The sequence below is a fragment of the Phaeovulum molybdatiresistens genome (genome assembly GCF_023544865.1).
Lineage (GTDB): Bacteria > Pseudomonadota > Alphaproteobacteria > Rhodobacterales > Rhodobacteraceae > Pontitalea.
In genome coordinates this window covers 299,234-312,609 of record NZ_JAMJFX010000001.1, presented here as the reverse complement: position 1 = coordinate 312,609, position 13,376 = coordinate 299,234, and the positions used below count along the sequence as shown (strand labels likewise).

Genomic DNA, 13,376 nt, shown 5'->3' with positions numbered 1-13,376 from the left:
AAGGGGGGGCGGGCATGGCTGATCCGGACTGGTTTGAGGCGGGCGCGCTGGTCGCGGTGCTGACGGCCGAACCGATCGGGCGGCCGCTGGATTATCGCGCGCCCGAAGGGGGCTGTGCGGTGGGGGCCTTTGTCGAGGTGCCGCTGGGCCCGCGGCGTGTGCTGGGCGTGGTCTGGGGGCCGGGGCAGGGCGGCTTTGATCCGGCGAAGATCCGGCCCGTGACGCGGGTGCTGGATGCCGCGCCCATGCGCGAGGAGTTGCGCGCCTTTCTGGTGAAGATGTCGGATTACACCCTGACGCCCCTGCCCGCGATGTTGCGGTTGGCCACGCGTGCGCCGGGTCTGGGCGAGGCGCCGGGGACGCGCAAGATCTATCGGCTGGGGGCGGTTCTGCCCGACCGGATGACCGAGGCGCGCGAACGGGTGCTTGAGGTGTTGCGCGATCACGGTGGGGCGGGGTTCATGTTGGCGGAACTGGCCGGGCTGGCCGGGGTGACGACACAGGTTGTGAAGGGGCTGGTGAAGGCCGGCGCGGTGGATGAGGCGGACATTCCCCGCGATCTGCCCTTTCCGCGGCTGGACCCTGATTTGCCGGGTAAAAGCCTGTCCACAGAACAGGCCGAGGCCGCCGTGCGGCTGTGTGCGGGGGTGCGGTCGGGGCGCTATGGCACGACGCTTTTGCGCGGGGTCACGGGGTCTGGCAAGACCGAGGTTTACCTTGAGGCGGTGGCCGAATGTCTGCGCCAGGGCCGGCAGGCGCTGGTGCTTTTGCCGGAAATCGCGCTGACATCAGAATTTCTGACCCGGGTTGAGGAACGCTTTGGCGCGCGCCCCGGCGAATGGCATTCGGGCGTCAGCCAGACGGAGCGGCGGCGGCTGTGGCGGATGGCGGGTGAGGGCGGGGTGCAGTTGGTCGTGGGTGCGCGATCGGCGCTGTATCTGCCGTTTCGTGACCTTGGGCTGATCGTCGTGGATGAGGAGCACGACACCTCCTACAAGCAAGAGGAAGGCGCGCTGTATAATGCCCGCGACATGGCGGTGCTGCGTGCCTCATTGGCGTCGGCGCAGGTGGTGCTGGCCTCGGCCACGCCCAGCCTGGAAAGCTGGGTCAATGCCGAAGCGGGCAAATATGCGCGCATCGATCTGGTGTCGCGGTTTGGCGAGTCCGAGTTGCCCGAGATGCGGACGATCGACCTGCGGGCCGAGAAGATGGCGGCCAACAGCTGGATTTCGCCCACGCTGGCGGCGGCGGTGACGGATCGGATCGGCAAGGGCGAACAGGCGATGCTGTTTCTGAACCGGCGTGGCTATGCGCCGGTGACGGTGTGCCGGGCCTGCGGCCACCAGATCGGTTGTGACCATTGCGATGCGCGTATGGTCGAGCATCGGTTTCTGAAGCGGCTGGTCTGCCATCAATGCGGCGAAAGCAAGCCGGTGCCCACCGCCTGCCCGTCCTGCGGTGCCGAGGGGCGGCTGGCGCCGGTGGGGCCGGGGGTAGAACGGCTGGCCGAAGAGGTGGCTGAGCGCTTCCCGGGCGCGCGGGTGGCGGTGTTGTCCTCGGACCTGTTCGGATCGGCGCGCGCGCTGAAAGAGGCGATCGGCACCATTGCGGGCGGCGGCGCCGACATCATCATCGGCACACAGATCGTGGCCAAGGGGCACAACTTTCCGCTGCTGACGCTGGTGGGGGTGATTGACGCGGATCTGGGGCTGCAAGGGTCGGACCTGCGCGCGGCGGAACGCACGTTTCAGCTGATGCGGCAGGTGGCAGGCCGCGCGGGGCGGGCCGACGGGCGCAAGGGGCTGGCGCTGTTGCAGACCCATCAGCCCGACCATCCGGTGATCCGGGCGATCCTGTCGGGCGATGATGAGGCCTTCTGGCGCGCCGAGGCCGAGGCGCGGCGGGCGCAGGGCGTGCCACCCTTTGGCCGGATGGCGGGGATCATCCTGTCGGGGCCGGATCTGCAGCAGGTCTTTGACTTTGGCGCGGCGCTGGCGCGGGCGGATATGCCGTTGCGGCGTGTGGGGGCCACGCTTTACGGCCCGGCGCCCGCCCCGATCGCGCGGGTGCGGGGGCGGCACCGGGTGCGGCTTTTGGTGAAGGCGGACAAAGGTGTGCCACTGCAGGCGGCCGTTGCCGAATGGGTCGGGCAGTTGCGCGCGCCCGCGAACCTGCGCGTGGCGATCGACATCGACCCGCAGAGCTTTCTTTGAGAGGGTCGGGGGGGCTGTCTGCCCCCCACGGCCCCCGGCCCCGTGGGCCGTGGCCCGTTCCCCCGAGGATATTTGGGCAAATCCGAAGGGGATCAGGCGGTCTGGCGCTGCGGGCTGCGCTGATCGACGAGGAAATCCGTCACGATCGCGCCGATCCACATGCAAAACAGCGCAAGCCAGGCGGTGCCCGCAAAGATCGACCCGCCGGTGACGCCCGCGCCGATGGCGCATCCCCCCGCCAGCATCGCGCCAAAGCCCATCAAGGCCGCCCCGATCATGGATCGGCGCATCACCTGCACGCCTTCAAAGGCCTGGAAGGCGAACTGCCGGCCCAGGACCGAGGACAGGAAGGCGCCGATCACCACGCCCGGCACAAGGCCCACGTCGAATTCCAGCACCGCGTCGCGATCCAGGAAGAACATCAGCGTATTGGCCGAAGGCCCCGAGAAGGTGGCCGACGTCACCGGGACCGGATCGAAGCTGACCTGTGACAGGGTCCAGGTCAGCACCCAGCCCACCGCCACGGCAAAGCCCACGCCCGAGGCGAAGACAAGCACCCGGGCCCCGATCTGGTTGCGCCGCGACAGATACAGCGCCAGCGCCGCGACGGCGAACCCGAAGGTCAGGCCCGACCAGTCCGGCAGGCGCAGGCTGGCCAGAAGGTTGACGTTTTCGCCCCCCGGCGTGGTCCAGAGCGCGGCAAGATTGTCGCGCAGGGGGGACAGCACGCCCTTCAGGCTCATCTGGGCGACGACGGCGAAGATCAGCCCCGATACGACCGAGCGCAGGTTGCCCGTGGACGCCAGCACCAGAAGCCGGCCGGAACAGCCGCGCGCCAGAACCATGCCCGCGCCGAACATCAGCCCGCCGATGATTGCGCCCGACCAGCTGCCGGGCACCGCCATCACGCGGCTGTCCTCGGCCCGGAACAGGCCCAGAAGCTGGGCGCCCTGCACCCAGACCACGGCGGTCGAAAAGGTCAGCAGCCAGACCGCCACCTTCGGCCCCAGCCTGCCGCGCGCGAATTCCACGGTAGCTGCACGCAGGCAGAAGTTTGACCGTTGCGCGGCGACACCAAAGATGATGCCGGTGATCACCCCGAACAGCGCCGCTGTCGGTCCTTCACCGATTCGTTCCACCAGAGCGATGATATCCATCCCGGTATCCCCCTTGCGTCTGGACCGCGCCTAGGTGCCATGTTTCGACGCCCGCTGCCTTGACATAAATCATACGCGAAAGACGCGCGACGCGCAGCCCCCGGATGCGGCCCGGCTTGACGGGCGGGGCCCAAAGGCCCTAGCTGCACGAAATCTTCAGCCGGGAGGCCGCGATGCCCACCTTTACTGCTTTCACAACCCTTCCCGACCGCGACCGCGCCGAGGCGCTGGCCGAGATGCTGGAGGATCTTGATCCGGCGCCCTATGGCGTTGGGGTGTTCGAGATCGAGGACGGGTCGGAGCGCTGGGAAGTCGGCAGCTATTTCCTGGATCATCCCGATGAAACCGTGCTTGCACTGCTGGCAGCCGCGCATGGGGCCGAATCTTTCGCGGTGTCCGAGTTGCCCGATGTTGATTGGGTGGCGCATGTGAAACGCGAACTGGCCCCGGTCGTGGCGGGGCGGTTCTTTGTTTATGGCAGCCATGATGCGGACAAGGTTCCCGAAGGCTCTGTGCCGCTGCTGATCGAGGCGGCGATGGCCTTTGGAACCGGGCATCACGGGACGACGCTGGGCTGTCTGACCGCGCTGGACCGGCTGGACCGGGCGGGCCTGCGCGCGCAGCGGGTGGCCGATATTGGCTGCGGCACGGCGGTGCTGGCGATGGCGGCGGCCAAGATCTGGCCCGATCCGGTTCTGGCCTCGGACATCGATCCGGTGGCGGTCGAAACGGCGGCCGCCAATGTTGTCGCGAATGGGCTGGAAGGCCGGGTGGTCTGCGTTGAAGCGGCAGGGTTCGATCATCCCCGCCTGCAGCAGGACGCGCCCTATGACCTGATCTTTGCCAATATCCTGAAAGGACCGCTGATCGCGCTGGCCCCTGACATGGGCCGTTTCTGCGCCGAATCAGGGCATGTGATTCTGTCTGGCATCCTCCATGCACAGGCGGATGAGGTGATCGCCGCCTATGAGGCGCAGGGATTTGTTCTGATATCGCGCGATGAATTCGGCGACTGGACGACATTGGTTCTTAAGCGGACGTAATCGCCACATTTAGCTGTCGAAATTGGGTCAGGAATAAGGCATAGTGAAAGGCATTCGCCTTCTCATGCCATGGATCGACCCGATGACCGACCTGAACATGAAAGATTTTGAACACCGTCTGGTTCGCATCAATCAGATGCATGCCGCCGGGCGTTCGTTTGAAGCGACGGACGCGCTTGGCCGCGCAGATTTCGATGGCGCGCGCGGGCGTCGGCGCATCGCGATCCCGCTGCGCTCGATCGCGTTGGTGCTGGCGGCGGTGTTGCTGTTCAAAGGGGCGATCCTGGCGCAACTGGGCGCCGAGGGGTATCAGGACAAGGTCGCGGCGCTTGCTGCGGGAACGCTGGTCGAACAGGTCAGCGCCTGGGTGCTGCACCCTGATCCGGCCACCCATCAAATTGCCGCTGTGATAAAATCGGTTTTGAACTGAGGTCATTTCAGCACGAAAAAGGCCGTGCCGGGTAACCGGCACGGCCTTTTCATCTGTCGTATGGCGCTGGTTCAGCCGCGCGCAACCCGGGCAATATCGCCGCGGGAAATCCCGATGTCGTCCAGTTCGCGATCGCTCAGCTTCATCAGGGCGGCGCGCGTCACGCGCGCATCGTTCCACGCCAGGATGGCTGCGACCAGTTTCGTCACGAACCCGGGACGACCGCTCCGGGTCAGGACGCGGTGGGTGTCATAGGCGGACATTTCCGTGATCCTTCATAAGGTGCATTGTTTTCGGGCAACCGGCCCGATGCGGCGCACCTAAGCCGGGCAGGGCGCGAAAACAACCGACAGGGCGGCAGGCCCGATATGCGCCTGCCGCATGGCTTGGCGCGGGGGGGACGGGTGTTCTGTTGCCGTGGCGCTGCGGCACGTTTTTCTGCGTCGCGGCGTGAACTTTCCGCCAAACCCGGAACGACCGTTCTTCTGCCTGCGCGATCTGTTCGCGCTTTGCGATGTTCTTCTTTCGTGCTAGTCGTGTGAAAAAGGCAACAGAGCAGGCGGAACAGGCATATGCGCGTGATCGGAATCGATCCGGGGCTTCGCAACCTCGGCTGGGGTGTGATCGAGATGGCGGGTTCGCGCCTGACGCATGTCGCCAACGGGATCATCCATTCCGAAGGGCAGGATCTGGCGCTGCGGCTGTGCTCGTTGCACACCGCCCTGACGGCGGTGATCGCCCGCCACGCCCCGGATGCTGCGGCGGTTGAACAGACCTTCGTGAATAAGGATGCGGTGGCCACGCTGAAACTGGGCCAAGCACGCGGCATTGCACTGCTGGTGCCCGCGCAGGCGGGGTTGAGCGTGGGGGAATATGCCCCGAACGCGGTGAAAAAGGCGGTGGTTGGCGTGGGCCATGCCGACAAGGGCCAGATCCAGCACATGGTGCGCTTCCAGTTGCCGGGGGTGGATCTGGCCGGGCCGGACGCGGCCGATGCGCTGGCGGTGGCGATCTGCCACGCCCACCATCTGCAATCCGCTGGCCGCATGGCGGCGGCGATGAAAGGAAAAGTCGCATGATCGGGCGTATCGCGGGCACCATCCTGCACCGGGCGATGGACCATGTCCTGATCGACGTGCGCGGCGTGGGCTATATCGTCCATGTCTCGGCCCGAACCGCCAGCAGCCTGCCGCCGGTGGGCCAGGCCTGCGCGCTTTACACCGACCTGCTGGTGCGCGAAGATCTGCTGCAGCTGTTCGGCTTCCCCAGCCTTCTGGAAAAGGAATGGCACCGCCTGCTGACCTCGGTGCAGGGCATCGGCGCCAAGGCCTCTCTGGCGATCCTGGGCACACTTGGCGCCGAAGGTGTCGGTCGGGCGATCGCGCTGGGCGATTGGTCGGCAATCAAGGCCGCGCCCGGGGTGGGGCCGAAACTCGCGCAGCGCGTCGTGATGGAACTCAAGGACAAGGCGCCATCGGTCATGGCGATGGGCGGGGCGCTGACGGTCGATCTGGCCCCATCGGATGAGGTGGTCGAACCGGCCCCCCGGCCGCGCAAGGCCGCCGCCCCGCAACCCGCGCCGCAGGCCAACTTCACCGCCGAGGCGCTCAGCGCCCTCACCAATCTGGGTTACAACCCGTCCGAGGCTGCGGCCGCCGTGGCGCAGGCCTCGGAAAACCCCGAAGCCAGCGATACCGCAAAACTCATCCGCGCAGCCCTGCGCCTTCTGGCCCCGAAAGGCTGACCCCTTCTTCTTGGCCGAAATAGGGGGGGGGGCGCCCCCCCCCCCCCCCCCTTGCAACGCCCGCCAATAGGCACGACACTGGCATATCATGACCGAACCAGACCCCACCCTTCGCCCTGACCGGCTGCCCGATGATGCCGACCGCGCCCTGCGCCCGCAGGCCCTTGAGGAGTTCGTTGGCCAGGCCGAAGCCCGCGCCAATCTGCGGGTCTTCATCGAAAGCGCCAAGATGCGCGGTCAGGCGATGGACCACACCCTGTTCCACGGCCCGCCGGGGCTTGGCAAAACCACGCTGGCGCAGATCATGGCCCGCGAGCTGGGGGTGAACTTCAAGATGACCTCGGGGCCGGTGCTGGCCAAGGCGGGCGATCTGGCCGCGATCCTGACCAACCTTGAGACGCGTGATGTCCTGTTCATCGACGAAATCCACCGCCTGAACCCGGCTGTGGAAGAGGTGCTTTACCCCGCGATGGAGGATTTTGAGCTTGATCTGGTGATCGGCGAGGGCCCTGCCGCCCGCACCGTCCGGATTGAGCTGCAGCCCTTCACGCTGGTCGGCGCGACCACACGGCTTGGCCTGCTGACGACGCCGCTGCGCGACCGTTTCGGCATCCCGACCCGGTTGCAGTTCTATACGGAAGATGAGCTGGATCTGATCGTGGCGCGTGGCGCGCGGCTTCTGGGTATTCCGGCCGAACCGGCCGGCACGCGCGAAATTGCCCGGCGCGCGCGCGGCACGCCGCGGATTGCCGGGCGGCTGTTGCGCCGGGTTGTCGATTTCGCGCTGGTTGAGGGTGACGGGCGGCTGACGCGTGAGATTGCGGACGGCTCGCTGACCCGTTTGGGCGTCGACAAGCTTGGGCTTGATGGCGCGGACCGACGCTATCTGATGCTGATCGCGGAACATTATGGCGGTGGCCCGGTTGGGGTCGAGACGCTTTCCGCCGCGCTGTCGGAAAGCCGCGACGCGATCGAAGAGGTGATCGAGCCCTATCTGTTGCAGCAGGGCCTGATCAGCCGCACCCCGCGCGGGCGTATGCTGGGCGCCCGCGCCTGGCGCCATCTGGGCCTTGAGGCGCCGCGCGCGTCGGTGGCGGCAGGTGCGGCGGGGGGCGGGGCCTCATCCGGGGTGCCGCAGGTCGACCTGTTCGGGGACGGATAGCGCGGACGCCTCCGGCGGGAGTATTTGGGCCAAGAAGAAGGGGGATCCAGGATGCAGGCATCAGAGGTCGAGGCGCTGTTTACCCGCGGCACGGGCGAATATCTGTTCGCGCGCTGGGGGCGGCCGATCGTTCCGGTGGTCTTTGGAGTGGATGCCGCGACGCTGTCGGTTGTGAAGGGCGCGGTTGAGGCGATGGTGGCGCTGGCGGGGCACAAGATGGCCGAGACCGACCCCGAACTGGGCGCGAACCTGATGATCTTTTTCTTCCGCGACTGGCATGAATTGCTGGATGTGCCCAATCTGGATCAGCTGATCGAGGGGTTGCACGATATGGTGGTGCGGCTGGATGACGGGGGCGCGAACCAGTATCGCGTGTTCCGTTTCGATCAGGAGGGCGCGATCCGGGCCTGTTTCGCCTTTGTGCGGATGGACGAGGCGTTGGATGAGGTGCCGGCCGAGACCCTGGCGCTGAGCCAGGCGGCGCAAATGATCCTGCTGTGGTCGGATCGCGCTTTTGCCGAGGCCTCGCCCCTGGCGCTGGCGCGCGGGGTGACGGTATTGCGCCCCGAGATCGCGGCGGTCATCCGGGCGGGCTATGATCCGGTTCTGCCTGCGGTGGCGCGCGATCCCGCCCATGCCTTGCGGCTGGCTGCGCGGATCGGGGCGAGGGGCGTGCAATGACCCATGCCTTTCCCGTTCGCGTCTATTACGAGGATACCGACCTTGCCGGCATCGTCTATTACGCCAATTATCTGAAATTCATCGAACGGGGCCGGTCGGAATGGATTCGCGCGCTGGGCGTGGATCAGGCGGCGATGAAGCGCGATCATGGCATCGTCTTTGCCGTGCGCCGGGTTGAGGCCGATTACCTGCGCCCCGCGCGCTTTGATGATGAGCTTGTCGTCACCACCGCGCTTGTATCAGCCTCGGGCGCGCGCATCGTGTTGGAACAGGAGGTTTTGCGCGCGGGCGAGCGGTTGTTCGCCGCGACCGTGACCCTTGTGTGCCTGACCGACAGCGGCGCGCCTCAGCGGCTTCCTGCCGATGTTCGGCACAAGATTGCGCCCGCCTTGCACTAGACGCGGGGCATCGGGCCAAATGACGCAGTTGTTATGGCGCTCCCCCTGAACCTTGTATAGAATCACTGCTAATCAGAGCCGCGACAATGTGGCCCCAACCGGCGAGCAGTGACAGATGGAAACCGAAGCCCTTGCGATGGCGCAGGAGATTGACTTCTCCTTAGTGGCGCTGTTCGCGCGCGCATCCTTTATCGTTCAAGTCGTGATGATCATGCTGATCGTGGCCAGTTTCTGGTCCTGGTCGATCATCATCCGCAAGTTCATCACCTTCCGCGCGGCCCGCGCCGAAGCCGCGACCTTTGATCGCGCCTTCTGGTCTGGCGAGCCGCTGGATGAGCTGTTCGACCAGATCGGCCCGGCACCTGATGGGGCCAGCCAGAAGATCTTTGCCGCCGGCATGCTGGAATGGCGCCGCAGCCACCGCAGCGATGGCGCGCTGATCACCGGGGCGCAGGCGCGCATCGACCGGTCGATGGATGTGGCGATCGCCAAAGAGACCGAACACCTGAACGCGGGCCTGCCGTTCCTGGCGACCGTTGGGTCGACCGCGCCTTTCGTGGGGCTGTTCGGCACGGTCTGGGGGATCAAGGTCGCCTTCGAGGAAATCGCGATTTCGCAAAACACCTCGCTGGCCGTTGTGGCGCCCGGGATTTCCGAGGCGCTTCTGGCCACGGGTCTGGGCCTGCTGGCGGCAATCCCGGCGGTGATCTTCTACAACAAGCTGTCGGCTGATGCCGACCGCATCGCCTCGGGGTATGAGGCCTTTGCCGACGAATTCGCCACGATCCTGTCGCGCCAGCTGGACGCCTGAGCCATGGGTGCGGGGGTGATGAAAAAGTCGGGCGGGGGCGGTCGCCGCCGTCGCGGCGCGCGCGGCAAGCATGCCGCGATGAGCGAGATCAACGTCACGCCCTTTGTCGACGTGATGCTGGTTCTGTTGATCATCTTCATGGTGGCGGCGCCCCTGATGACGGTGGGCGTGCCGCTGGAACTGCCCAAGACCGCCGCGCGGACCGTGCCCACCGAACAGGAAGAGCCGCTGACGATCTCGTTGCAGCTGGATGGCACCGTGTCGCTGATGAACACGCCGGTCGCCGATGGCGAGCTGGTCGACCGGCTGCGCGCCGTGTCGCAGGAACGCGAAAGCGACAAGGTGTTCCTGCGCGCCGATGGCGGGATCGAATACTCTCGCGTGGTGCAGGTGATGGGCGCGCTGAATGCGGGCGGCTTCACCAATATCGTTCTGGTGACGGATGCGGGCGGGCCCACGCTGACCGGCGGCCAGACCGTCCCGGCAGGGAATTGAGGTCATCATGCCCATGGATCGGGCGGACAGGATTGGCACCGGGCTTTCGGCGGCGCTTCATCTGGGGCTGATCGCCTGGGTCGCCTTTGGCGGCGATCTGTTCCGCGCGCGCCCCACCGATCCGGTGATCATGACCGAGGTTTCGGTGATGTCCGAGGCGGAATTTGCCGCGATGATGGCGGCGGCGCCGCGCCCGTCGGATGTGGCGGTGGCGCAGCCGCAGGCACCGTCGGTTGCGCAGGACACCCCGCCTGCGCCGCAGCCTGACCCCGAGGTGGCCGCCGAGGCCCCACCCCCGCCCATGGCCGAGCCGGAGCCGGAAGCCACCCCGGACATGAGCGATTTGACCACCCCGCCTGCCCAGGCTGAGGTGACAGAAGCCCCCCCGATGCAGCCGATGCCCCCGGTCGAGGAACCTTCGGCGACCGTGCTGATGGAAATCAGCCCGCGCCCCCGGCCGCGCCCGGCCCCGCGCGTGGCCCCGACCCCTGCCGAGGCGCCCCCGCCGGATGCGCAGGTGTCCGAAATGGCGCAGGCCGAAACCCGCCCCGATGAGACCGCCGAGCCCGAGGAAACCGTCGAGGCGCCGGAACCCGAAGCCGCCCCGCCCGAGGCCACGACCGAGATCGTGACCGAGGCCACGGAAACGGATGAGCGGCCGCAATCTTCGGCCCCGCTGACGTCGGCCCGACCGCGCGCGCGCCCCGCGCAGCCCGCCCCCGCCCGGCCCGCGCCGCAGGTGGAAACCGCTGCGCCTGCCGCAACGCCCGCGGCGCCAAGCCAATCCGATGCCGTCGCCGATGCGCTGGCCGAGGCGCTGGCGGCGGAAACAGGCTCTGGCACGGGTGGCGTTGGTCGCGCGGCCGCAGGCCCGCCGCTGACCTCGGGGGAAAAAGATGCGCTGATCGTCGATGTGAAAGCCTGTTGGAACGTGGGCGCGCTGTCGACCGAGGCGCTGCGCACCGTTGTCACGCTGGGCGTCACGATGATGCCTGATGGCCGCCCCGATGTGGGGTCCATCCGCCGGATCAGCCATGAAGGCGGGTCCGAGGCTGCGGCCAACCAGGCCTTTGAGGCCGGGCGCCGCGCCATCGTGCGCTGTGGATCGGATGGCTTCCCGCTGCCGCCCGAGAAATACGACCACTGGCGTGAAATCGAGATCGTCTTCAATCCCGAAAAGATGAGGATGAAATGACCCGCGCCGCCGCCCCGTTCGGGAACCGCGCGCCCGCTGAGGCAGTTGTGATCCCAGCCGCCGCGAAAACCCGTTACAACAGTTTCACCCGCATTTCAGGGATGCACCGAATGATCCGTTTCGCCCTGGCCGCCCTGGCCGCCCTTGCGCTGACCCCCGTCGCGCTGCATGCCCAGCAAGGACCGCTGCGCATCGAGATCACCGATGGTGTGATCGAGCCCTTGCCCTTCGCGCTGCCCGGTTTCGTGGCCGAAAGCGGCGATGCCGGGCAATTGGCCGCCGATATCACCCGCGTCATCGCCGCCGACCTGTCAGGCACGGGGCTGTTCCGCGAAATTCCGCAAAGCGCGCATATCCAGCGGATTTCATCTTTCGATGCGCCCGTGTCCTACCCCGATTGGCAGGCGATCAATGCCCAGGCGCTGCTGACCGGGGCGGTGTCGGTTTCGGGCGGGCGCGTGGTGGTCAAGTTCCGCCTGTTCGATGTGTTCTCGGGCCAGGAGCTGGGCGAGGGGCAGCAGCTTGCGGCCTCGCCGGCCAGCTGGCGGCGGCTGGCGCACAAGGTCGCCGACATCGCCTATAGCCGGATCACCGGGGAATCGGGCTATTTCGACAGCCGGGTGGTGTTCGTGTCCGAAAGCGGGCCCAAGGACAACCGTCAGAAGCGTCTTGCGGTGATGGATTATGACGGCGCGAATGTGCAGTATCTGACGGATTCCAGCACCATCGTTCTGGCCCCGCGGTTTTCGCCCACCGGCGACCGGATCCTTTACACGACCTTTGAAAGCGGCTTCCCGCGCATCAAGATGCTGAACGTTGCCAATGCTTCGGGCCAGCTTCTGCCCGAGGTGCCTGGCACGATGACCTTTGCCCCGCGGTTTTCGCCCGATGGCGGCAGCATCGTCTATTCGCTGGAACAGGGCGGCAATACCGACATCTGGCGCATGGGCGTGAACGGTGGCGCGCCGCAGCGGCTGACCAATACGCCTGCGATCGAAACCGCGCCGTCCTATTCCCCCGATGGCAGCCGGATCGTGTTCGAATCCGACCGTTCGGGCAGCCAGCAGCTGTATATCATGCCCGCTGGCGGCGGCGAGGCGGTGCGGATCTCCTTTGGTGAGGGGCGCTATGGCACGCCGGTCTGGTCACCGCGCGGCGACCTGATCGCGTTCACCAAGCAACATGCCGGGCGTTTCCACATCGGCGTGATGCGCACCGACGGGTCGGAAGAACGGTTGCTGACCTCGTCCTTCCTGGACGAAGGGCCGACCTGGTCGCCCAACGGCCGCGTGATCATGTTCACCCGTGAAAGCCCCGGTGCGGCGGGCGGGGCGCAGCTGTTCTCGGTGGATATTTCGGGGCGCAACCTGAAGGCGGTGCCGCTTCCGGGCGCGGCCTCGGACCCGGCCTGGTCGCCGCTTCTGCCCTGAGGCGGGTGATTCCCAAGCTGCGGCGAACCTGTTAGTATGAATGGCATCGAGCCAGTGAAAAAAGGCGGTAAACCATGACTTTCGCACCCAAGGCACTTCTTCTTCTGTCCGCGCTTGCGCTTGCGGCCTGTAACAACCCCGACCGCTATGGCGCGGGCGGCGGTGTCGTCGATCCGGGCGGTGCCTTTGGCGGCGGCGCGGGGGGCGTGGACCAGATGGGTCTGGCCTCGGACCCGAACTCGCCGGCCTATTTCGCCCAGACCATCGGCGACAAGGTTCTGTTCGCGGTCGATCAATCGACGCTTGGCCCTGATGCGCAGAATACCCTGCGCGGTCAGGCGCAGTGGCTGGCCAGCCGGCCGCAATATTCCGCCATTATCGAAGGCCATGCCGACGAACAGGGCACACGTGAATACAACCTTGCGCTGGGTGCGCGCCGCGCCAATTCGGTGCAGGAATACCTGATTTCGCAAGGGGTTGCCCCGAACCGCCTGCGCACTGTTTCCTATGGCAAAGAACGCCCGTTGGCGGTTTGTTCGACCGAATCGTGCTATTCCCAGAACCGCCGCGCGGTCACGGTGATCTCGATCGGCGCGGGCAGCTGAGGGGCGGTGGCG

At 66.7% G+C, this 13,376-nt stretch carries 15 protein-coding genes; 13 read left to right on the top strand and 2 right to left on the bottom strand.

The annotated features are described in order from the left end of the window. Positions 1–14 precede the first annotated feature (14 nt). Positions 15–2,213, top strand: coding sequence for a primosomal protein N' (locus tag MXB90_RS01530; RefSeq protein WP_250040150.1), 2,199 nt, complete (start codon positions 15–17; stop codon positions 2,211–2,213). A 92-nt stretch (positions 2,214–2,305) separates the two neighbouring features. On the opposite strand, the gene MXB90_RS01525 is transcribed toward MXB90_RS01530, so the two are convergent. Then, complete coding sequence (locus MXB90_RS01525) at positions 2,306–3,370, bottom strand: YeeE/YedE family protein (RefSeq protein WP_250040148.1); 1,065 nt, start codon at positions 3,368–3,370, stop codon at positions 2,306–2,308. A 173-nt stretch (positions 3,371–3,543) separates the two neighbouring features. Between MXB90_RS01525 and MXB90_RS01520 the strand changes: the two genes are divergently transcribed. Beyond that, positions 3,544–4,413 (top strand): 50S ribosomal protein L11 methyltransferase, encoded by an 870-nt coding sequence (locus MXB90_RS01520; RefSeq protein WP_250040146.1) that lies wholly within the window; start codon positions 3,544–3,546, stop codon positions 4,411–4,413. Between the two features lie 82 nt (positions 4,414–4,495). Further along, complete coding sequence (locus MXB90_RS01515; protein WP_250040144.1) at positions 4,496–4,843, top strand: hypothetical protein; 348 nt, start codon at positions 4,496–4,498, stop codon at positions 4,841–4,843. A 71-nt stretch (positions 4,844–4,914) separates the two neighbouring features. Here MXB90_RS01515 and MXB90_RS01510 read toward each other — a convergent pair whose 3' ends face one another. Then, positions 4,915–5,106: a DUF1127 domain-containing protein gene (locus MXB90_RS01510; RefSeq protein ID WP_250040142.1), complete on the bottom strand. Its 192-nt coding sequence runs from the start codon at positions 5,104–5,106 to the stop codon at positions 4,915–4,917. A gap of 309 nt (positions 5,107–5,415) precedes the next feature. Here MXB90_RS01510 and ruvC point away from each other — a divergent pair, with 309 nt between their 5' ends. The 10 genes from ruvC to pal all read left to right on the top strand — a co-directional run bounded on the left by ruvC (position 5,416) and on the right by pal (position 13,364). Beyond that, complete coding sequence (gene ruvC, locus MXB90_RS01505; RefSeq protein WP_250040140.1) at positions 5,416–5,922, top strand: crossover junction endodeoxyribonuclease RuvC; 507 nt, start codon at positions 5,416–5,418, stop codon at positions 5,920–5,922. After that, positions 5,919–6,587 (top strand): Holliday junction branch migration protein RuvA, encoded by a 669-nt coding sequence (gene ruvA, locus MXB90_RS01500; RefSeq protein ID WP_250040137.1) that lies wholly within the window; start codon positions 5,919–5,921, stop codon positions 6,585–6,587. Before ruvC ends, ruvA begins: the two co-directional genes overlap by 4 nt. 88 nt (positions 6,588–6,675) lie before the next feature. Continuing rightward, positions 6,676–7,749 (top strand): Holliday junction branch migration DNA helicase RuvB, encoded by a 1,074-nt coding sequence (gene ruvB / locus MXB90_RS01495; protein ID WP_250040134.1) that lies wholly within the window; start codon positions 6,676–6,678, stop codon positions 7,747–7,749. A gap of 51 nt (positions 7,750–7,800) precedes the next feature. Next, positions 7,801–8,430, top strand: coding sequence for a hypothetical protein (locus tag MXB90_RS01490; protein WP_250040122.1), 630 nt, complete (start codon positions 7,801–7,803; stop codon positions 8,428–8,430). Continuing rightward, positions 8,427–8,828 carry a tol-pal system-associated acyl-CoA thioesterase gene (ybgC, locus tag MXB90_RS01485; RefSeq protein WP_250040119.1) on the top strand — a complete coding sequence of 134 codons (402 nt, stop codon included), beginning with the start codon at positions 8,427–8,429 and terminating at the stop codon, positions 8,826–8,828. The genes MXB90_RS01490 and ybgC overlap by 4 nt, the downstream gene beginning before the upstream one ends. 115 nt (positions 8,829–8,943) lie before the next feature. Further along, the gene (tolQ, locus tag MXB90_RS01480; protein ID WP_250040116.1) at positions 8,944–9,639 is read left to right on the top strand and encodes a protein TolQ; all 696 of its coding nucleotides are present in this window, start codon (positions 8,944–8,946) and stop codon (positions 9,637–9,639) included. Between the two features lie 3 nt (positions 9,640–9,642). Continuing rightward, complete coding sequence (locus tag MXB90_RS01475; protein WP_250040114.1) at positions 9,643–10,134, top strand: ExbD/TolR family protein; 492 nt, start codon at positions 9,643–9,645, stop codon at positions 10,132–10,134. A 7-nt stretch (positions 10,135–10,141) separates the two neighbouring features. Continuing rightward, entirely contained in the window at positions 10,142–11,329 is a 1,188-nt protein-coding gene (locus MXB90_RS01470; protein ID WP_250040112.1) for a TonB C-terminal domain-containing protein, read from the top strand. A gap of 110 nt (positions 11,330–11,439) precedes the next feature. Then, a complete protein-coding gene (gene tolB / locus MXB90_RS01465; RefSeq protein WP_250040109.1) occupies positions 11,440–12,759 on the top strand; it encodes a Tol-Pal system beta propeller repeat protein TolB in 1,320 nt (439 codons plus the stop codon). Between the two features lie 74 nt (positions 12,760–12,833). Beyond that, positions 12,834–13,364, top strand: coding sequence for a peptidoglycan-associated lipoprotein Pal (pal, locus tag MXB90_RS01460; RefSeq protein WP_250040107.1), 531 nt, complete (start codon positions 12,834–12,836; stop codon positions 13,362–13,364). The last annotated feature ends 12 nt before the right edge of the window (positions 13,365–13,376 follow it).